The organism is Pseudoalteromonas sp. NGC95 (genome assembly GCF_015864705.1).
Classification (GTDB): Bacteria; Pseudomonadota; Gammaproteobacteria; order Enterobacterales; family Alteromonadaceae; genus Pseudoalteromonas; species Pseudoalteromonas arctica.
In genome coordinates this window covers 1-21,465 of record NZ_JADYWR010000023.1, presented here as the reverse complement: position 1 = coordinate 21,465, position 21,465 = coordinate 1, and the positions used below count along the sequence as shown (strand labels likewise).

The 21,465-nt window shown below is 41.1% G+C and carries 19 protein-coding genes; 12 read left to right on the top strand and 7 right to left on the bottom strand.

Annotation, left to right across the window (positions count from 1 at the left end):
• Positions 1-74 precede the first annotated feature (74 nt).
• The 7 genes from galE (at position 75) to glpD (ending at position 9,092) form a co-directional block, all read left to right on the top strand.
• Positions 75-1,088 (top strand): UDP-glucose 4-epimerase GalE, encoded by a 1,014-nt coding sequence (galE, locus tag I6E70_RS17090; protein WP_197189260.1) that lies wholly within the window; start codon positions 75-77, stop codon positions 1,086-1,088.
• Position 1,089: 1 nt separating this feature from the next.
• On the top strand, positions 1,090-2,154 hold the full coding sequence (locus I6E70_RS17085) for a UDP-glucose--hexose-1-phosphate uridylyltransferase (RefSeq protein WP_197189259.1): 1,065 nt from the start codon (positions 1,090-1,092) through the stop codon (positions 2,152-2,154).
• Positions 2,144-3,292: a galactokinase gene (gene galK, locus I6E70_RS17080; protein ID WP_197189258.1), complete on the top strand. Its 1,149-nt coding sequence runs from the start codon at positions 2,144-2,146 to the stop codon at positions 3,290-3,292. The genes I6E70_RS17085 and galK overlap by 11 nt, the downstream gene beginning before the upstream one ends.
• Positions 3,293-3,311: 19 nt before the next feature.
• Positions 3,312-4,316 (top strand): Gfo/Idh/MocA family protein, encoded by a 1,005-nt coding sequence (locus I6E70_RS17075; protein ID WP_197189257.1) that lies wholly within the window; start codon positions 3,312-3,314, stop codon positions 4,314-4,316.
• A gap of 29 nt (positions 4,317-4,345) precedes the next feature.
• Positions 4,346-5,668 (top strand): alpha/beta hydrolase family protein, encoded by a 1,323-nt coding sequence (locus tag I6E70_RS17070; protein ID WP_197189256.1) that lies wholly within the window; start codon positions 4,346-4,348, stop codon positions 5,666-5,668.
• Positions 5,669-5,875: 207 nt separating this feature from the next.
• Positions 5,876-7,372: a glycerol kinase GlpK gene (gene glpK / locus I6E70_RS17065; protein WP_197189255.1), complete on the top strand. Its 1,497-nt coding sequence runs from the start codon at positions 5,876-5,878 to the stop codon at positions 7,370-7,372.
• A 214-nt stretch (positions 7,373-7,586) separates the two neighbouring features.
• Positions 7,587-9,092, top strand: a complete 1,506-nt coding sequence (gene glpD / locus I6E70_RS17060; RefSeq protein WP_197189254.1) for a glycerol-3-phosphate dehydrogenase — start codon at positions 7,587-7,589, stop codon at positions 9,090-9,092.
• 79 nt (positions 9,093-9,171) lie between these two features.
• On the opposite strand, the gene I6E70_RS17055 is transcribed toward glpD, so the two are convergent.
• On the bottom strand, positions 9,172-10,122 hold the full coding sequence (locus I6E70_RS17055) for a 2-dehydro-3-deoxygalactonokinase (protein WP_197152467.1): 951 nt from the start codon (positions 10,120-10,122) through the stop codon (positions 9,172-9,174).
• Positions 10,123-10,125: 3 nt separating this feature from the next.
• Entirely contained in the window at positions 10,126-10,884 is a 759-nt protein-coding gene (locus tag I6E70_RS17050; RefSeq protein WP_002958845.1) for an SDR family NAD(P)-dependent oxidoreductase, read from the bottom strand.
• Positions 10,885-11,083: 199 nt separating this feature from the next.
• On the opposite strand from I6E70_RS17050, the gene I6E70_RS17045 reads away from it, so the two are divergent.
• Positions 11,084-11,785, top strand: a complete 702-nt coding sequence (locus I6E70_RS17045; protein WP_007580047.1) for a FadR/GntR family transcriptional regulator — start codon at positions 11,084-11,086, stop codon at positions 11,783-11,785.
• Between the two features lie 417 nt (positions 11,786-12,202).
• On the opposite strand, the gene accC is transcribed toward I6E70_RS17045, so the two are convergent.
• The 5 genes from accC to cutA form a co-directional block, all read right to left on the bottom strand.
• A complete protein-coding gene (gene accC / locus I6E70_RS17040) occupies positions 12,203-13,543 on the bottom strand; it encodes an acetyl-CoA carboxylase biotin carboxylase subunit (RefSeq protein WP_007580045.1) in 1,341 nt (446 codons plus the stop codon).
• A 26-nt stretch (positions 13,544-13,569) separates the two neighbouring features.
• Positions 13,570-14,028, bottom strand: a complete 459-nt coding sequence (accB, locus tag I6E70_RS17035; protein ID WP_197189253.1) for an acetyl-CoA carboxylase biotin carboxyl carrier protein — start codon at positions 14,026-14,028, stop codon at positions 13,570-13,572.
• Between the two features lie 39 nt (positions 14,029-14,067).
• The gene (gene aroQ, locus I6E70_RS17030) at positions 14,068-14,520 is read right to left on the bottom strand and encodes a type II 3-dehydroquinate dehydratase (RefSeq protein ID WP_007580040.1); all 453 of its coding nucleotides are present in this window, start codon (positions 14,518-14,520) and stop codon (positions 14,068-14,070) included.
• Between the two features lie 232 nt (positions 14,521-14,752).
• Positions 14,753-16,588 (bottom strand): protein-disulfide reductase DsbD, encoded by a 1,836-nt coding sequence (locus I6E70_RS17025; protein WP_197189252.1) that lies wholly within the window; start codon positions 16,586-16,588, stop codon positions 14,753-14,755.
• Complete coding sequence (gene cutA / locus I6E70_RS17020; protein ID WP_007580036.1) at positions 16,588-16,908, bottom strand: divalent-cation tolerance protein CutA; 321 nt, start codon at positions 16,906-16,908, stop codon at positions 16,588-16,590. Before cutA ends, I6E70_RS17025 begins: the two co-directional genes overlap by 1 nt.
• A gap of 178 nt (positions 16,909-17,086) precedes the next feature.
• Between cutA and I6E70_RS17015 the strand changes: the two genes are divergently transcribed.
• From I6E70_RS17015 to I6E70_RS17000, 4 genes are all read left to right on the top strand, one after another.
• Positions 17,087-17,563 carry an FxsA family protein gene (locus tag I6E70_RS17015; protein WP_007580034.1) on the top strand — a complete coding sequence of 159 codons (477 nt, stop codon included), beginning with the start codon at positions 17,087-17,089 and terminating at the stop codon, positions 17,561-17,563.
• Between the two features lie 110 nt (positions 17,564-17,673).
• Entirely contained in the window at positions 17,674-17,961 is a 288-nt protein-coding gene (locus I6E70_RS17010; protein WP_007580032.1) for a co-chaperone GroES, read from the top strand.
• A gap of 48 nt (positions 17,962-18,009) precedes the next feature.
• Positions 18,010-19,656 carry a chaperonin GroEL gene (gene groL, locus I6E70_RS17005; protein WP_165728306.1) on the top strand — a complete coding sequence of 549 codons (1,647 nt, stop codon included), beginning with the start codon at positions 18,010-18,012 and terminating at the stop codon, positions 19,654-19,656.
• A gap of 228 nt (positions 19,657-19,884) precedes the next feature.
• Positions 19,885-21,096 (top strand): tyrosine-type recombinase/integrase, encoded by a 1,212-nt coding sequence (locus I6E70_RS17000; protein ID WP_165725970.1) that lies wholly within the window; start codon positions 19,885-19,887, stop codon positions 21,094-21,096.
• Positions 21,097-21,465: the final 369 nt, after the last annotated feature.

Sequence of the window (21,465 nt, the reverse complement as noted above, 5' to 3'; positions counted from 1 at the left end):
ACAATCATAACTATTGTTTTTAAACCCCCTTAATAGTAGTATTTATCATATAAATACACTTTTCGAGAAATAACATGAGAGTTTTAGTTACTGGCGGCATGGGTTACATAGGTAGCCACACATGTATTGCATTGCATGAAGCAGGTATTACGCCTGTTATTTATGATAACTTGTCTAATGCAAGTGCGCGGGTACTTGACCAACTCGAAAAGATTACAGGTACTCGGTTTGAGTTTATATTGGGTGACATTCAAGACGAGCAACAATTTAAACTCGCCCTAAAACATACTAAAGCCGAAGCTGTTTTTCACTTTGCGGCTTTAAAAGCCGTTGGCGAATCAACTGAGCAACCACTGCGTTATTATCAAAATAATGTGTCGGGCACATTAAGCATGCTACAAAACATGCAAGATGAAGGCGTTAACCATATTATATTTAGCTCATCGGCTACTGTGTACGGCGAGCCAGACTACCTCCCTATTGACGAAAAGCATCCTATACGCGCAACTAACCCTTATGGTTGGACTAAAGTTATGGTTGAACAAGCCATGCAAGACGTATGTAATGCCAACAGTCAATTTATGGGTATTGCGCTTCGTTACTTTAACCCAGTAGGTGCACACCCAAGTGGTTTATTAGGTGAAAGCCCTAATGGTATTCCTAATAACTTAATGCCTTTTATTGCTCAAACTGCAGTAGGTAAACGCGACGTGGTTAATATTTTTGGTGACGACTACGACACCGAAGATGGCACAGGCGTGCGCGACTATATTCATGTTTTAGATTTAGCGAAAGGTCATGTTGCGGCATTTATGCAACATAAAACAGATACCGCCTTTCATGCTTACAACTTAGGCACAGGGCAAGGTTATTCTGTGCTTGATATGATCAAAGCATTTAGCGCATCAGCCAATAAAGATATTCCGTATAAGATTGCGCCGCGCCGAGCAGGTGATATTGCCTGTAACTACGCCGATGCCACGAAAGCGCAAAACATACTTAACTGGCACGCAGAACTAACACTTAGCGACATGACAAACGACACATGGCGCTGGCAAACTAATTACCCAAGTGGGTTGGAGAGTTAACATGGCTTTATTAGAAAGTACTCACAGACGTAAAAATCCGCTAACGGGTCGTTGGGTATTAGTGTCACCACATCGTAATAACCGCCCATGGTTAGGCGCAACAGAAGCCGTTAATGAAAACGTATTACCAAAACACGATGACAGCTGCCCACTTTGCCCAAGTAATACCCGTGCAAATGGCGACAGTAACCCAGATTATAAATACACACACGTATTTAGAAATGACTTTGGCGCATTAACGCCTAATGCCAGCGAGCAATTACAAAACTTAGAGTCAGACAGCGATTTATTTATTGCCGACGAAGCCAGCGGCGAATGCCGCGTAATTTGTTTTTCTCCAGAGCATAATAAAACACTACCAGAGCTTAGCCAAAACGCATTGCACGAAGTAGTAAAAACCTGGAAACAAAATTACACAGAGCTTGCACAGCAGTACGAATGTGTACAAGTTTTCGAAAATAAAGGCGAGATCATGGGTTGTTCGCAACCTCATCCTCACGGCCAAGTATGGGCTCACTCGCATTTATCAACCGAAATAGAAGCCGAAGATAACCAGCAGCTTGCCTATTATAAAAAGCATGGCACAGCCATGCTTGCCGATTACGCGCAAAAAGAGCAAGCAGATAAAACTCGTGTTGTATTTGAAAACGAACATTGGCTTGTTGTTGTGCCATTTTGGGCTGCATGGCCGTTTGAAACAATGCTAGTAACTAAAGATAACATTCAAAACTTTAGCCAGCTAAACGATGTGCAAACCGACTCTTTGGCTCAGGCACTTAAAGTATTAACCACTAAGTACGACAACGTATTTAATTGCAGCTTCCCATACTCAATGGGATGGCACAATGCACCTGCTAATAGAGGCTCTGATGAGCAACATTGGCGTTTGCATGCACACTTTTATCCGCCGCTACTTCGCTCTGCTACTGTTAAAAAACACATGGTAGGCTACGAAATGCTAGGCGAAAGCCAACGCGATTTAAGCGCAGAAACCGCTGCTTCTATTTTAAAAGCAGCCAGTACAACACACTATAAAGATACAGCAGGACACACAGATGAAGCTTAACGAATTCCAACAACAATTTTTGTCACTGTATGGCGCGCCTGCTCAAGGTATTGCAGCAGCACCGGGGCGTGTAAACCTCATTGGCGAATTTACCGACTACAACGACGGTTTTGTTTTACCGTGTTCGTTAGAGTTTCGTACCCAAGTAATGTTTAAAGAGCGCGACGACAATATTATTACTGTGCATTCTTTAAATTACCCAGGCGAAGAAGACAGCTTTAGTGTTGATGAAGAAATCACTGAAGGCCAATCGCAATGGGGTAACTACATTCGTGCTGTTACTTATGTTCTTAAAAGAGCGGGCTACACACTGCGTGGTGCCGACCTACTAATTGACAGCAACTTACCGCAAGGTAGTGGCTTGTCGTCATCGGCCGCACTAGAAGTTGCTGTAGGCGGTATGTTTAACCATATTGCACAGCTTGGTTTACCGCCAGAGCAAATTGCGCTATTTGGCCAAGAAGCCGAAAACGACTTTATGCATTGCCAATGCGGCATTATGGATCAGCTTATTTCAGCTAAAGGCGAGAACGGTCATGCACTATTAATCGACTGTGAAAACCTCGCAACTAAATCAGTTAAAGTTCCTGATGATTTAAATATTGTTATTGTTAATTCAAACTACCCGCGTAAGTTAGTTGATAGCGAATACAACCAGCGCCGTATTGACTGCGAACAAGCTGCTGTAAAAATGGGTGTAGAAACACTACGCCAGGCCACCATGGCTGGCCTGCAAGCAGTAAAAGCGACATTAAGCGAAAACGAATATAAACGTGCACACCACGTAATTAGCGAAAACGACCGTGTAATTGCAGCAACTACTGCACTACAAAATAACGATATGGATGCACTTCGTACGCTAATGGCTGCATCGCATCAATCCCTTAAACACGACTTTGAAGTAACCGTACCTGCAACCGATGGCTTAGTAGAAATTTGTAAAGAAGCGATGGACGATCGCGGCGCAGTACGTATGACGGGTGGCGGCTTTGGTGGTGCTATTGTATGTTTGTGTCGCGATGCGGAAGTACCTCTTATTAAAGCTGCGGTAGAAAAGCATTACTTTGAGCGCTTTAGCTTAAATGCTGATATTTACGTATGCTCAGCGGGTTCAGGATTACAAATTACGTCTTTTTAAATAAACTTAAGGAATAAGCATGGCAAAGGTTAATTGGGGAATTATTGGGTGTGGCAATATAGCTCACACCTTTGCTACAAGCATTGCGCATTGCAGTGATGCACAGCTTATTGGCGCTGCATCAACGAGCATGCAGCGCGCTAAAGAATTTGCCACACCGTACAATATTCAAGGCTATGAGAGCTATCAAGCTCTTATGCAATGCCCAAATATAGATGCTATTTATATTGCCAATACGCACGATCAACACTTTAAAGCCATAGCCCAATGCTTAAAACACAATAAGCACGTGCTAAGCGAAAAACCAATTACCGTTAATGCTAAGCAATTGCAAAACCTCACTGAGCTTGCAAAACAACAAAACTGCTTTTTAATGGAAGGCGTTTGGATGCGGTTTTTACCAGCCATAGTAAAATTACAACAGCTCCTAAGTGAAGGTGTTATTGGTAATGTGCACAGTGTTAATGCCAACTTTAGTTTACCTGGCAGCTTTGCCGACAGTCACCGATTAATGAACCCTGTAACAGCCGGTGGCGCCCTGCTCGATTTAGGTATTTATCCTATTTCGATTGCTGATGTGGTATTTAATAAAGCCCCTGAACATATCAAATCCTTTGTACATAAAAGCACAACCGGCGTTGATGAGCGAAGCACTGCTATAGTTGATTACGGTAACGGGCAATTTGCATCTCTTGCTAGCGCACTGCAGCAAAATGGCCCAACAGAAGCATGTATTAATGGTGAGCTTGGCTATATTCGAATACCTCAGTTTGTAGGTGCAAAAACGCTAGAGCTACACATAAACGACCAAGACCCGCAATACTTTGAATACGACTTTAGCGACGATGAAAATTTTAAGTTTGAAATTGCACATGTCACGCAGTGTATATTACAAAAACAAACCCAAAGCTGTGTATTACCACTGGGTACTAGCTTACGAGTTATGAACATAATGGATACCTTACGAACACAATGGCAGTTGCAATATAGCAATGCCGTCGAGTCGGCTGAACTGACAAATTAAAAAATAAAAATACACAACAAGGACACACAATGACACACACACTCAAGGCGCTTTCAAAAGCTATATTACTTGCTACGTGCAGTTTATCTGCCAGTGTAGCTGTTGCTAAATCTAATAAACCAGAGCAGCTATACCCGCCAATCACTAGCGAAGTACTCCCAGAACTTGCAGCTAAAGGTAGCTACAATGTAGGTGTGCAAACACTTGATTTAGTTAACCCTGCGCAATTTGACCCCGCTACACAAGGTCAAAAAGATCGTCCTTTAAAAGTAGAAGTGTGGTATCCGGCTGCAAATACAGCAAAAGCGCCACTTACCAGCTACACCGATCAAACTCGCTCAGGCAAAGAGTTTACTCTGCAAGCCGATGCAATGCGTGATGTCGCCATTAATAATAAAGAGCACTACCCTGTGATAGTGCTTTCGCACGGTTATACCGGTTACCGTACAATTATGTACTACCTTGGCGAGCATTTAGCGTCGAACGGTTACATTGTGGTAGCTATTGATCATACTGACTCAACCAACGCCGATGTTGATTTTAAAAATGCGCCATTCTCTGGCTTTTTTAGCACGCTTATAAATCGCTCACGCGATCAGCAGTTTGTTATTAATTACTTTAATGAGCAAAACAACTTTGCAAGCAAGCAAGTAGACAACAAAAGCGCAGGCGTAATTGGTTACTCAATGGGTGGCTATGGCGCTGTAAATACAATAGGTGGTTGTTACGCTTTTAATGAGCAAACTACAGCTATGTTTACGGGTATGAAAGACCCAGCTCAAATTAAACAAGTACAGCAATTACTAAACAGCTGCGCTGGTGGGCAATACCAAAACCCAAAAGTAGACCCGCGTATAAAAGCGATGGTGGCCTTTGCACCATGGGGCGGACAGCACGCTATATTTGATGCCAAAGCAATGGAAAATATTAAAGTACCTTCGCTTTATGTAGCCGGTAACCTAGATGACATTTCAGGCTACGAAGGCATTAAAAGTCTTTATGAACAAACAGGCAGCAAAGATAAGTACATGCTTACTTACAAAAATGCACGCCACAATATTGCACCACACCCAGCCCCTGCTATTGCACAAAGCAGCAGTGAGCTAGATATAGGCCATTACTACGAGCCTTCGTGGTCTATGCGTACACTAAACGAAATCAACAAACACTTTGTACTTGCCATGATGGATTGCCACGTAAAAGGCATAGCCAGCGAGTGTAAATACTTAGATTTACCACAAAACGGCGACCAAGCTGTTGTTGATGGTAAGCCGCTGCCACAGTGGCGCGGGTTTGATAATCGCTTTTCTACCGGTATGGATTGGCAACAAGCTAAACCTCACACCAAGTAATAATAAACTTTAAGCGGCTGTTTTAATCAATAGCCGCGTACGCCCTTAAAATAATGCAAAAATAAAACGCCTTTTATATAAAAGAGTTACCAGAAAATATTAGCGTGTTTATTTTTTAATCTGCTATTTTAAGAAAAAACCATTGCCATTAACTTCGGTTAAAGGCAATCTAGTCATATATAAGATAAGATAAATAACACAAATATCATGTCCAAATACATACTCTCAATTGATCAAGGAACCACAAGCTCTCGGGCCATCTTGTTTACAAAAGATGCAGACGTTTTTGGTACAGCACAACAAGAATTTTCGCAGCATTTTCCACAAAATGGTTGGGTAGAACACGACCCTAACGATATTTGGCAAACAGTGCTTAGCACTAGTCGCGAAGTGTTAACTAAAAACGATGTAAAGCCTGAAGAAATTATTGCCATTGGTATCACCAACCAGCGCGAAACCACTTTAGTGTGGAACAAAAAAACAGGCAAAACAATTTATAACGCTATTGTATGGCAAGACCGTCGCACCAGTGACTATTGCGAAAGCTTAACAACTGATGAGCTTTGCCAAACGATAAGCGAAAAAACAGGCTTATTGCTCGACCCTTATTTTTCGGCCACTAAAATTCGTTGGATTTTAGATAACGTTGAAGGCGCACGCGAACAAGCCCTTTCAGGTGAGCTCGCCTTCGGTACGGTTGACACTTACCTACTTTGGCAGCTAACAGGCGGCAAAGAGCACCGCACCGATGCAACCAATGCATCGCGCACCATGTTATTTAATATTCACACCCAGCAGTGGGATCAAGAGCTTCTAGAGTTATTCGATATTCCAGAATCTATGCTGCCAGAAGTAATGGATTCAGCTGACGAGTTTGGTTCAACCAGTGCTGACATTTTTGGCGCGCCAATTCGTGTTTGTGGTATTGCAGGCGATCAGCAAGCTGCGCTTGTAGGACACGCATGTTTTGAACAAGGCATGGCTAAAAGTACTTACGGTACTGGCTGTTTTTTAATGCTTAACACTGGCGAAAAAGCACTGACCTCAGAAAACCGCTTATTAACCACTGTTGCTTATAGATTAAACGGCAAGCCAACTTACGCCATTGAAGGCAGTATATTTATGGCTGGCGCAACTATGCAGTGGATTGTTGAAGGCTTAAAACTACTTAGCCATGCTGGCGAAAGTGAATCGATGGTTAAAGATGTACCGCTCGATCATGGTGTATTTTTAGTGCCTTCGTTTACGGGTTTAGGTGCTCCTTATTGGGACCCTAATGCACGTGGCGCTATTTTAGGGCTAACACGCGATTCGGGTATTAGCACCATAGTTGCCGCAGCGCTGCAATCAGTTGGTTACCAGACCAAAGATTTACAAAAAGCGATGGAGCGTGATGGTCTTCGCCCAAGTGTGCTTCGTGTAGATGGCGGTATGGTAAAAAATAATTGGGTTATGACCTTTTTATCAAACATTTTAGGCGCAACAGTTGAGCGCCCAACTGTGACCGAAACCACTTCTTTAGGCGTAGCATATTTAGCTGGCTTACAAACAGGTGTGTACGAGTCGACTGAGCAGTTATCTAAAATGTGGACATGCGACCGTCGTTTTGAGCCAACCATGAGTGCCGACGAGCGTAACGATCTATACGCAAAATGGCAGCACTGCGTAGCTCAAGTATGCTTAACGAATAAAAACTGCCCATAGTAAATACTAAGTGGTTAAGGCTAATACTTTAACCACTTTGCTTTTTTAACTTAGCTAAATGCTAGATTTAAAATGCATGCTTTACTGCTTTAAATTGAAAATGGATTGGCGTCAAAATTAACGAATAAAAAACTGGGTTTTCTATTGTCAAATGAAAACAGCAGCTTTATGATGCTTATGTCTTATTTATATTACAAATAAAAAGGTTAGCTCGGTGGAATTAGCAGATAACGAATATGACTTACTAGTCATCGGTGGCGGTGTAAACGGCACTGGAATAGCAGCTGATGCAGCAGGCAGAGGATTAAAAGTACTCTTGTGCGAACAATCAGACCTTGCCTGTGCAACATCTTCAAACAGTTCTAAGCTGATCCACGGTGGTCTGCGCTACCTTGAGCATTACGAATTTAGATTAGTAAAAGAAGCCCTAGCAGAGCGAGAAGTGCTACTTAAGAACGCACCTCACATTATGTGGCCACTAACCTTTAGATTGCCGCATCAAAAGCATTTACGCCCTGCGTGGATGATTCGCATTGGTTTGTTTATGTATGACAACCTAGCGAAACGCGAAACACTTGCGGGTTCTCGAAGCATTAAATTTGGTGAAAATAGCGTTTTAGAACCCTCTATTACCAAAGGGTTTGAATACTCTGATGGCTGGGTTGACGATTCTCGCTTAGTCGTTTTAAACGCCCTTGCAGCGCAGGAAAAAGGCGCCGTTATTACCACACAAACTAAGTGTGTAAATGCTAAACGTGAGCAAGGTAAATGGCAGGTAACGCTTGAGCAGCAAAAGAGTAAAGCTAAATACACCATTTCTGCCAAAGGCATTGTTAATGCTGCGGGTCCTTGGGTAGCTAAATTATTTGATGAAGCCCTAACAGAAAAATCACCACAAAATATTCGCCTTGTAAAAGGTAGTCACATTGTAGTGCCTCGCATTCACGATGAGAAACAAGCTTATATTTTACAAAATAAAGATCAGCGCATTGTGTTTGTTATTCCGTTTGAAGATGACTTCTCACTTATTGGCACAACCGATGTAGAACACAAAGGTGAAGCACAAGACGTTAAAATTAGTGATGAAGAAATTGATTACTTAATTGATATTACTAATACCTACTTTAAACAACCGATTAAACGCGAAGACATAGTACATACCTTTTCAGGTGTACGCCCATTACTTGATGACGAATCAGTTAATGCACAAGCCGTTACTCGCGATTATAAATTAGAGCTTTCGAGTGATGCTAAGCAAACACCTCTACTGAGTGTGTTTGGTGGAAAAATTACAACTTATCGCAAACTTGCCGAAGCTGCGGTTAATAAGCTTGAAGACTTTTACCCACAAATGAGCAAAGCGTGGACCAAGCATAGCTCGCTCCCTGGTGGTGATTTTAGCTCTGTAGAAGCACTTAAATCAGAGCTAAAAGCAAAATACGAATGGCTACCTGAAATAACACTTAAACGTTTTGTACGCACTTATGGTACTCGTGCTAAACATATATTAGGTAGTGCAACTGGGTTGAGTGATTTAGGCCAAGATTTTGGCCATGGTTTATTTGCAGCAGAAGTAGATTACTTGCTAAATGAAGAGTGGGCAGAAAACGCATACAATATTTTATGGCGCCGCAGCAAATTAGGACTACGTTTTAATGAGGCACAAGTTGCTGCGCTTAATGATTATATTGAGCAAAGCAAAGCGGCTAAAATTGTTTAATAACCGCTAAAGTAATTGGCTGTTATAGTCCTAAAAACTTCCCTGCAACCCCTTTATAATTTAATTATTATAGAGGGGTTTATTTTTTTGACTCTAAATTAAATAAGTAATTAAAGCCGCTTAGCGTGGCTGTTTTAATATCAAACTCAACACACTTAACACCAATTTGTTTAAGCGCTGTGGTAAAACACTTATTAAGCTGCTTTGTGCCAATCACCACAACTTGTGTATCACTCAATAATTGCCATTCGCTAGCATGGCGAGCTGCTCGTACATCACTGCCAATTAATACACCCGACAAATAGGCTTTAGCTTGTACTGGCGTTAACTCCTTTGAAAGCTGGCGTGTACGCACACTAAAAATACCATGTGCCAAGTTACCGCTATCACTACCTAAAGTTAGCTCACAGCCTTGCTCAAATGCTTTAAAATCAAAATCACCTTCTGCGCAGTCGTTAGGAATTAAAACACTTTGATGACATAACAAATCATATAACTCACCGGTCATAGCTGTTTTAAAGCAAATGATTTCGCCGTTGTTTATAAGCACCCATTTAGTATGTGTACCAGGTAAACATAATAATATTTTACCTTGTTGATACTCTGGATTTTGTTTTAAAAACCCTAAAATTTGCAGCTCTTCGCCGCGCATTACATCAAATAAGCTATTTTGCAGCGTACACTTTGTGCCTGGTAGCGCTTTAATTGTATGCCCATCGCAATCAAAGCTAACCGCAGCATTAAGTAGCCCTTCGGGATTAATTGGGCATTCTAAATATGGCGTTTCGTGCCAGCCGATGCTTGAGGTAATTTGCCCTGCAATATATATAGGTAAACTGCCATATTCTTGCTTCCACACCGAAATCGTGTCGATTAGGGTTTGCTCAAAATTTTGATTCGCCTTAACAACGCCAGGGCCATCACGTTGTGCTAATAATTTAAGTGTTGATTGCGCTTGTACTTCGCACAAATAAGCACGTAAATGGCTCGTGCCCCAGTCAACAGCAATAAAAAGAGATGAATTAGCCAAGCTTTAAAGCCTCCCACCGTCGATTTTAATACTCTGCCCGGTGATCATACTGCTTTCATCGGCGGCTAAAAAGAGTGCCAAATTAGCAACATCTTCAGGGGTAACTAATTTTTTAAGCGCCATGGCTTCCATCCACTTAACTTGCTCTTCTTCGGTAAACCAACTTGCTAGTTGACGGTCGGTGGCCACCCACCCTGGCAAAATAGCGTTAACGCGAATACCAAACTCGCCGTAATCGCGAGCCAATGCCTTAGTCATACCAATTAGCCCTGCTTTTGCGGTTACATAGCCTGCCATTTGTGGCTGGCCCATAATCGCGTTAATAGAGCTAAAATTAATGATACTGCCGGCTCCATCGCCTTTCATAAAAGACATAGCAACTTGAGAGGCAAAAAATGCAGGGTTTAAGTTTATTTGTAAGCACTGATCCCAGTCTTGCACTGTAACGTCTTCGCTCGCTTGGCGGCGGTCGTTCGCTACATTATTAACTAATACATTAATGGCACCAAAAGCGGCGCATGCATCCACAAGTGATTGCTGAAGTGCATGAGAGTCAGTTACATCAACTTGCCTATACCATAGTTTTGCATTGGGTAAATCACGAATAAGCGATTGCGCTGCCTTATCATCAATATCTATAAATGCTACTTTTGCATTTTGGTTTACAAAGGACTTAACCATTGCTCTGCCAATGCCTGATGCACCGCCTGTAATAAAAATAACTTTACCAGAAAGACTATGATATTGAGCTAGGGTGTTCAAATTCAACTCTCCATACAGCGCATTTTCAATTTTATTTAAACTCTTTATAAACTTACACTTACAGTATAAAGAGCCAAACTAAGTTGTTATTGCTGTGCTAAAATATTTAACTAATTAAAAGTTTATATCATATCCTTAAGTACATTAATATGATATATGATATATAATAAAGCAATATATCAACTCGGAATCCTGCGCAATGAAAAGCCAACCCCGTCAAAATTTAACACAACAATTAACCCACGATTTGGGTTTTGCTATTGTGCGTGGTGTTTACCCTGTAAGCGAAGGCCTGCCTTCTGAAGCCGATTTATGTATAAAGTATGATGTAAGTCGCAGCGCTACCCGCGAAGCGGTAAAAATGCTCTCTGCTAAAGGATTAATTTCATCCCGTCCTAAGCAAGGTATTCGTGTATTACCTGAAAGCAGCTGGAACATGTTTGATACCGACGTACTACGTTGGATTTTAAGCAGCAAGCCATCACTTTCATTATTAAAAGAGTTTACTCAAGTACGCGTTGCCCTTGAACCACAAGCGGCCGCTCTTGCTGCACTAAATGCAACAGCTGAACAACTCGCTGAAATTGATAACGCCTTAGCCCGCATGGCTGAAGCAGACGAAGGCTTGGACGATCCACTAGAAGCTGACATTGCTTTTCATACCAGCATATTAGTTGCCAGTAACAATCGCTTTTTTGTGCAGTTAACTGAGTTTATTAGTACTGCCCTTAGAGTAAGTATTCGTTATACAAACCACATTAAAGGTGTACCGGGCGCAGACGTTGCTAAACACGCTGATATTTTAGAAACCATAAAGTCACGCGATCCTGAACGCGCTAAAAAAGCAGTAGAAACAATTTTAGAAGAAGCACTGCAGTTAATTGAATCTAAATTAGTTTAATGTTATTTCAACATATTGTATAAATATTGAGTCCATCGAATTTACTCTTTGCAGTATATTTTATGGACTTTTTTATTGCCTATAAGGCTTAATAGCAATCCGCAATAATACTTAATCATTTTGCGGGGCTAAACGTGTCGCTACCTGCGTTAAAAAATTCTCATTTACGACTGCATGGATGCAGAAGGTAGAGCAATGCAGGAGCAATTGCCGAGAACAACTAAATAGCGAATTTTTTGCCTAGCTACCAACACGTTTTTCCGCCCTCAAAATAGCTCATTTAATTAAGCGAATTGGTATAAATTACAGGCATTAAAAAATCCGATATCAGTCTCCTGATATCGGATTTTTAGTTATTTAAATCAGATTAATAACTCTGGTTATTAACTGAGATAAAACGCCTTTTACAGGCTAGAATTACAATCCTAATTTCTTCTCAAGGTAATGGATGTTAGTACCACCATTTTGGAAGTTTTCATCTGCAAGAATTCTCTTATGCAAAGGAGTATTAGTTTTAATTCCGTCAATTACTAGCTCGTTAAGTGCATTGCGCGCACGGGCAATAGCTACATCACGGTTTTCACCGTAAGTAATTAACTTACCAATCATTGAATCGTAATGTGGTGGAACCGTGTAGTCAGCGTAAATATGGCTGTCCCAACGAATACCTAAACCACCTGCTGGATGGAAACGTGTAATTTTACCCGGTGACGGGATAAACGTTTCAGGATCTTCAGCATTAATACGACACTCAATAGCATGACCACGAATAACAACGTCGTCTTGAGTGAATGATAACGGTTGACCCGCTGCAATTTTTAACTGCTCTTTCACTAAATCGATACCAGTAACCATTTCAGTTACAGGGTGTTCAACCTGAATACGTGTATTCATTTCGATGAAGTAAAACTCGCCGTTTTCGTATAAAAACTCAAACGTACCTGCACCGCGGTATCCAATTTCGATACATGCACGTGTACAGCGCTCGCCAATGAATTTACGCGTTTCAGCAGTAATTCCTGGTGCTGGAGCTTCTTCAACTACTTTTTGGTGACGACGTTGCATAGAACAATCACGTTCACCTAAATGTACTGCATTACCTTGGCCGTCTGCTAATACTTGAACTTCGATGTGGCGTGGGTTTTCAAGGAATTTTTCCATGTAAACCATGCTATTACCAAAGAATTGCTTAGCTTCTTGCTGTGTTAATGCAATTGAATCAATAAGTTCAGATTCGCTGCGAACAACACGCATACCACGACCACCACCGCCACCAGCGGCTTTGATGATTACCGGGTAACCGATACGCTTAGCGATTTGCATGTTGCGTTCTTTATCATCTGATACCGGGCCGTCAGAGCCAGGAACACATGGAACGCCGGCTTTACGCATTGCTGCAATAGCAGACACTTTATCACCCATAAGGCGAATAGTGTCGCCACGAGGACCGATAAATACAAAACCACTTTGCTCAACTTGGTCGGCAAAATCAGCATTTTCTGCAAGGAAACCGTAACCAGGATGAATCGCTACAGCGTCAGTTATTTCAGCCGCAGCAATAATGCGCGGAATATCTAAATAACTTTCAGTTGCTGATGGTCTACCAATACAGATGGTTTCATCTGCAAGCAATACATGCTTAAGATCGCGATCTGCCGTTGAATGCACAGCAACCGTTTTGATCCCAAGCTCTTTGCAGGCGCGCAATATACGAAGTGCAATTTCACCTCGGTTTGCAATGACTACTTTATCTAACATTAGAGTTGGCCTTTTAGGTTACGCTATTATTCAATGATGAATAGAGGTTGATCAAATTCTATTGGCTCGCCATTTTCAGCTAAGATAGCTCTTACTGTACCGGCTTTATCTGATTCAATTTGGTTCATCATTTTCATAGCTTCGATAATACAAAGTGTATCGCCAACTTTAACTTGCTGACCAACTTCTACATATGCTGGAGCTTCAGGAGACGCAGCTGAGTAAAAAGAACCAACCATTGGTGATTTAACTTGATGACCCGTAGGCTCAGCTGGTGCTGCTGCTTCAACAGCTACAGGAGCCGCTGCAACTGGTGCTACTGGCGCTGGTGCATATTGCTGTGGAGCAAATTGCGGGTAACCAGGGCCTGCGCTCATGTTGTTACGGTTAATACGTACTGATTCTTCACCTTCAGTGATTTCTAGCTCAGCAATACCTGATTCTTCTACTAATTCGATAAGCTTCTTTATCTTGCGAATATCCATTACACGACCCGCCTATTTTGTTTGTGTGTTAATTTAAAATTAAATTGCGCTTTGCAACCGGCTCACAGCCGCATTCAATGCTGCGTGATAACCCATTGCGCCTAATCCACATATCACGCCTTGTGCCACATCAGAAAAATACGAATGATGACGAAAGGCTTCACGTGCGTGCACATTACTTAAGTGCACCTCAAAAAACGGAATATCAACACTCAACAGTGCATCACGTAATGCGACGCTCGTATGCGTAAATGCAGCTGGGTTGATAATTATGTAATCAACCGCTTGCCAAGCATCGTGAATTCGTTCGATGAGTGCTTGCTCACTATTACTTTGAAAATGCGTTAACTCAACATCTAGACTATTAGCAGCACTGGTTAGCTCCTCCATAATCTCACTCAGCGTCTGAAAACCGTATTTATCCGGTTCACGTTTGCCCAGCATGTTTAAATTTGGACCATTTATAACTAAAAGGTTAAATTTTGCAGCCATAATACGCGATATATCCTATAAGTAATGAGTTAAGCGGTTACTAACTAGTTTTTCACTTTTAAGTAAGCAGAAAAAGCAATGTAGCAACAATTTCTCACGTTAACCAACTATTATAGTGATTTCGACGTAAATAGCAGCAAAATACTGGTCTTATCAGTGTTGGAGGTACAAATAAAAGAAGAGTTAAGAAGGTGCCACTCTCTAAATCAATTCAAGTGGCACTATTGCACTATTATTGTGCGCTGGTGCGCACTATAGCTAGGTGTTTAGCAAAATCATCAGCGTTTAAAAAGCCTGTCACTCGTTGCGTGCTAAGCTCTTGACCTTGAGTATTAAAAAACAAAATACTCGGTAAACCAAACACCGTGTACTCTTCCATTAGCTCAATTGTTTTATTATCACTCTCAGTTAAATCAATTTGAATAAGCTGATAGTGGCTAAACTCACTTTGCACTTTGGCATCAGGAAAGGTGTAATGTTCAAACTCTTTACACGCCACACACCAGTCGGCATATAAATCGACCATAACCATTCGACCTTCGTCGTTTGCTTGTGCAACTGCTTCTTTTAATTCTGCTAAATCAGCAACCTGTTTAAACTCATTATTTTGTGAGCTTACCTGTACTGTTTGTACTTGAACTGGCCAAAAGTAGTTTTTAGTCAACGTAAAGCCTGTAATAACTAATAGAGTTGCAGCAAACCATAATGCAGTTTTTAACTTGCTTTGTGTTTGGCTACTTTGCCAATGATGTAAGTACAGTGCTGTTGCTAATGCAAGCACACCTGCCATTAATAATATAATCTCGGCGCTTACTAGTCGCTCAAGTAATATAAGCGGCACAACGAGCATCACAAAACCAAACAAGGTTTTAACTTGCTCCATCCAACCACCCGCTTTAGGAAGCAATTTACCGCCAGATGTACCAAGTAATAAAAGTGGTAACCCCATACCTAAACTAAGCACGTACAGTGTTAAACCACCTACTAAATAATCACCACTTTGCGCTACAAATAACAGTGCCGCCGACAGTGGCGCTGTAGTACAAGGTGATGCTATTAATCCCGAAAGTACACCCATTAAAAATACGCCAACGTAGTTGCCGCCTTTTTGGTTGTTACTTACTTGGGTTAGCTTGCTCATCATACTGCTTGGCAGTTTAATTTCGTACCAACCAAACATCGACATAGCCAATAATACAAATAATAAACTAAAGCTGATTAACACAAATGGATGCTGTAAATACCCCTGCACTTGCCCACCAAGCGCAGCAACAACTAAGCCAAGCGCTGCATAGGTAACTGCCATACCTTGTATATATACAAACGACAACGCAAACGCTTTTTTAGTTGAAAGGTTTTGCTGACCCGCAATTAAGCTCGACAAAATAGGAAACATTGGAAATACGCATGGCGTAAAAGCAAGGCCTACACCAACAGCAAAAAATATGAGTAAATTAGTTATTAAGCTCTGACTGGCTAATTGCTCAGTAAAAGTCAGTTCTTTTTCGGTGTCATCCGAATTTGTTGTAGGTTCAGCTGCTGGATCGTTGAGTGCTGCAAATGTACTTTGCGCTGTTGCCGCTTCATCGGTAGCGCTATTTTGATCTACATTTTTAATCTGTGCGCCACTAATTACACTAAGTGGAATGCTAATCACTTCTGGTGGATAACAAAGCCCTGCTTTTGCACAGCCCTGATAGCGAACTTTAACAACCGCTCCCTCAGTGATATTACTTAACTTACTAACAACGCTCGCGGTATTAAAAAAGACTTCTGTTTTACCAAAAAATTCATCTTCAATAATTTCGCCACTACCAGAGTCACCTACTTGGATGTTTGCACCCTTGGCAATGATTTCTATTTTCTTTTTATATAAATAATAGTCTGGTGCTATATCCCAACCTACAAACAAGGTGCTGCCTTGCTGATCAAAGTCAAATACAAACGCTTGGTCTACAGGTAAAAAAGTGTGTTGAGGAGGCCCAAGTAGATCACCAAGCACATTATTAGTCGCAGCCTTTACAGGTACGGTTAATAATGTAACCAACAATAAAAAGAAAAAACGCATTAATTCAGTACCTCGTCCATCCAATTAAAATACGCCAAATTTCCCGTAGAAACTTCTAAAACCTGAATCTCTGGCACTTCGTAGCTATGTAACTCTTTTATTGTTAGAAACACATCGTTCATTTTATCTGATTTCGTTTTTATAAGTAGCTTAGCCTCAGTTGCTTCTGCAACTTCGCCTTCCCACATATAAATAGAGCCCATGTTAGGTAAAATATTTACACAAGCAGCTAGTTTTTTTTCTACCAACGCCCTTGCAAGTGTTCGTGCTTCTGCTTCGTCTTTGCAGGTCGTAAAAATCATTTTAAAATGCGTAGTCATTATGAACCTATACTTATTGGACAGTGTCTAGCATCATAGTATCTGATAGCCGATACAATGTGTAGACGCTAAAATATCAGTAAAATGACGATACCTATGCCCTAACCTTGAAAAGAGACCTCGTCACCCTCATTTATATTTCATCAACTCTTTTGAGTGTCATTATTTAGAGAGCGCTATGTTTAGATTTTTATTTGTGTTGTTTATTATCATCCCTATTATCGAAATCGCTTTGCTGATTCAAGTAAGCGACGTGATTGGCGGATTTGCAACAATTGCACTTGTTGTTATTACGGCGATTTTAGGTGCCAAAATGGTTAAAACACAAGGTATGGGGGCGCTGCAAAACGTACAAGCGCAAATGGCGCAAGGGCAAATGCCAGCCAAAGAATTATTTACCGGTATATGCGTTGTAATTGCAGGTGTATTACTCCTTACTCCTGGCATTATGACTGACGTATTTGGGCTACTATTATTAACCCCTGCAATTCGTAACAAATTGGCTGCAGGCCTTGCTAGCCAAGCAACTGTTAGAATGAGCGCAGGCATGCAACAAGGGCCATCGCCGTTTGCTGGGCAGCAACATGCTGAACGAGAGCAAGGGCAAATGGAACGACCAACCACTATTGATGGTGAATATGAGCGAAAAGATTAAAAATTTATCGTTTTTTCTCTTGGAATTTTTCACTCTACCCCCATTAATGAATGCAAATTAGAAAAGCTTTTTTCTGTACTGTTCAGAAACTGTTAGGAGAACTAAAAAACATGAACATTCGTCCTTTACAAGATCGCGTAATCGTTAAACGTCTAGAAGAAGAAACAAAATCTGCTGGCGGTATTGTATTAACTGGCTCTGCAGCTGAAAAATCAACTCGCGGAGAAGTTGTAGCCGTAGGTAATGGTCGCGTTTTAGAAAACGGTGACGTGAGAGCGTTAGAAGTTAAAGCCGGTGACACTGTGTTATTTGGCTCATATGTTGAAAAAGTTGAAAAGATCGAAGGTCAAGAGTACCTGATCATGCGTGAAGATAATATTTTAGGCATTGTAGGCTAAACCTACTTTTCGTTTATAAACATTTAAGAATTTAGAGGAATTTAAAACATGGCAGCAAAAGAAGTACTTTTTGCAGGTGACGCACGCGCTAAAATGCTAACTGGCGTAAACATCCTGGCAAACGCAGTAAAAGTTACATTAGGTCCTAAAGGCCGTAACGTTGTACTTGATAAATCATTTGGCTCTCCAGTTATCACCAAAGATGGTGTATCTGTAGCAAAAGAAATCGAACTTGAAGACAAGTTTGAAAACATGGGCGCACAAATGGTTAAAGAAGTTGCATCTAAAGCAAATGATGCAGCCGGCGATGGTACAACTACCGCTACAGTACTTGCACAGTCTATTGTTAATGAAGGCCTTAAAGCTGTTGCAGCGGGCATGAACCCAATGGATCTTAAGCGCGGCATCGACAAAGCAGTTATTGCTGCTGTTGCAGAGCTTAAAGCGTTATCTGTTCCTTGTTCTGATACTAAAGCAATTGCACAAGTAGGTACTATTTCAGCTAACTCTGATAAAGAGATTGGCGACATCATTGCACAAGCAATGGAAAAAGTAGGCCGTAACAGTGGTGTTATTACTGTAGAAGAAGGTCAATCACTTGAAAACGAACTAGATGTTGTTGAAGGCATGCAGTTTGACCGTGGTTACTTATCTCCTTACTTTATCAACAGCCCAGAAAAAGGCACTGTTGAACTAGATAACCCATTTATTCTACTTGTAGATAAAAAAATATCTAACATCCGCGAATTATTACCAACATTAGAAGCGGTTGCTAAAGCAAGCAAACCACTACTAATCATCGCAGAAGACCTTGAAGGCGAAGCACTAGCTACATTAGTAGTTAATAACATGCGCGGTATTGTTAAAGTATCAGCAGTTAAAGCACCTGGTTTTGGCGACCGTCGTAAAGCAATGCTACAAGATATCGCTGTATTAACTGGCGGTACTGTTATTTCTGAAGAAATCGGCTTAGAGCTTGAAAAAGCAACAGTTGAAGACCTAGGTACAGCTAAGCGCGTAATTATCACTAAAGATGATACAACAATCATTGATGGTGCTGGTGAAGAAGCGGGTATTAGCGGTCGTGTTTCACAAATTAAAGCACAAATCGAAGAAGCAACATCAGACTACGATAAAGAGAAACTACAAGAGCGTATGGCTAAACTAGCCGGCGGTGTTGCAGTAATCAAAGTAGGTGCTGCTACTGAAATGGAAATGAAAGAGAAAAAAGACCGCGTTGAAGATGCATTAAATGCAACTCGTGCAGCGGTTGAAGAAGGCGTAGTACCTGGCGGCGGCGTTGCACTTGTACGTGCAGCTAGCAAGCTGGTTGATTTAGTTGGCGACAACGAAGATCAAAACCACGGTATTAAAGTTGCACTTCGTGCAATGGAAGCACCACTTCGTCAAATCGTAACTAACGCTGGCGAAGAAGCATCTGTTGTAATTAACGCAGTCAAAGGCGGCGAAGGTAACTTTGGTTACAACGCAGCAACTGGTGAATACAACGACATGATTGAAATGGGTATCCTAGATCCAACTAAAGTAACACGCTCTGCATTACAGTTTGCAGGGTCTATTGCGGGTCTAATGATCACTACTGAAGCAATGGTAGCTGAAATCCCAAAAGATGAAGCTGGTGGCGCTGATATGGGTGGCATGGGCGGAATGGGTGGTATGGGCGGAATGATGTAAACCGCTCCCCCATGATCGCATAAGCGTTCATAAAGCTTTATAAGGCCCGCAAGACATTGTTTTGCGGGTTTTTTTATAACTTTGATAAGTTCACAAGGTTTCATTAGATCTTTTTAAATTTCGAAAGTTTAGGGTACTTATGTGGGGTACTTCACAAACATCGAGATAAAAATAGATCTAATTTTTAATAAAACACCCCTACTCTAATCAAATAGGTATTAAGAAATCATGCTAAACAATGAAAAAATCAAAGCGCTAAAGTGCCCAGAAGATAAAGAACAACTCAAGAAGTTCGATAGTAATGGCTTGTATTTATTAGTAAATAGCACAGGATCGAAACTGTGGCGTCTTAAATACAAGTACGGGGGAAAACATAAATTAATGGCTTTAGGAAAATACCCCACAACCCCCCTCAAAGACGCAAGAAAAAAAGCTGATGAAGCTCGCCTTTTACTCCTCGATGGAATTGATCCAATGGCTGAGCGAAAGCTTAAGAAACATCAAAGTTATTGTGAACATTTAAACTTTGGCGTAATTGCACATCAATGGCTAGAACTAAACGAAACCGAGTGGAGTGAGGACAATTATAAAAAGCTTGCCCGATGGCTGAACAATGACCTAAAAAATCTCTGTAAGCTACAAATAGATCAAATAACAAAACAACACTTAATCAAAATCGTTAATCTGTTAGTAGATGCTAATACAAAGAAAAAAGTACCTCCGTTGTTGTCAATGTTAAATCGAATTTTTAAATATGCTAGTACAAAAAATATAACAGACAACAACCCACTGATTAATTTCGACTACACACAATTAGTAGGTAAAATGCCGAGAGTTAAAAATCATGCGGCTATTACTGACTCTAAGCAACTAGGTCAACTGATATACGATATCGAGAATAACACTTTTGGCAACTATTGCTCTCGTGAGGCACTTAAACTGCTGCCACACTTATTTATTCGCCCACATGAACTTCGGCATCTAAAATGGGAGTATATAGACTTTGAGAGTGCATATATCAAGATCCCTAGCTTTTTGATGAAAGCTCGAAATGAACATATTGTTCCACTTACGCAGCAGACCTCAGCTCTTTTAAGAGCAATTCATCAAAACACTAATTACTCTGAATATGTGTTTCCTTCGGAAAAAAATCCATGTCTGCCAATGAGTAAGAATGTATTAAATAACAGATTAAAGGCTCTTGGATACACCAGCGAGCAAATAGTATCACACGGATTTCGTGGCACAGCTTCTACCATACTAAACGAGCTAGAAGAAGATTATCACCATATTGAAACGCAATTAGCTCACCAAATAGGTAACTCAACATCTCGCTCGTATAATCACGCAAAATTTCTAAAGCAACGCAGAGCTATGATGCAGCGATGGTCTGACTTACTCGAAAAATTGCGAGATGAAGCGGTGCCCCCTCATTTTTAATGGGGCTTGCGGTTTAACTTTTCCAGCAGTTCTTATACTGATGTTATGTGGTAATTCCCCTAGTTTATCTGTGTTTAAGTAACTGAAAACGGGAAGTTAGGTAATAAAGTGATCTACTTCCCACATTATGAACCGAGACTTCACTATTAGGTCCCTATAAGTTGTTCTGTGTAAAAGGTGAACAGCTTTCCACACACTGCTAGTTGGGCCACTCTACAAAGGTAATCTAAAAGTTATATTAAATGGCCCAGTTCTTAACATTATAGCGCGGTAGACAGGGCTATTGCCGGTGATTTAACAAAAGGTGAGCCGTTTCCCACACACTACAAGCTGGCCTACTCTACAAAAAGGTGATCTAAAAGTCAGATT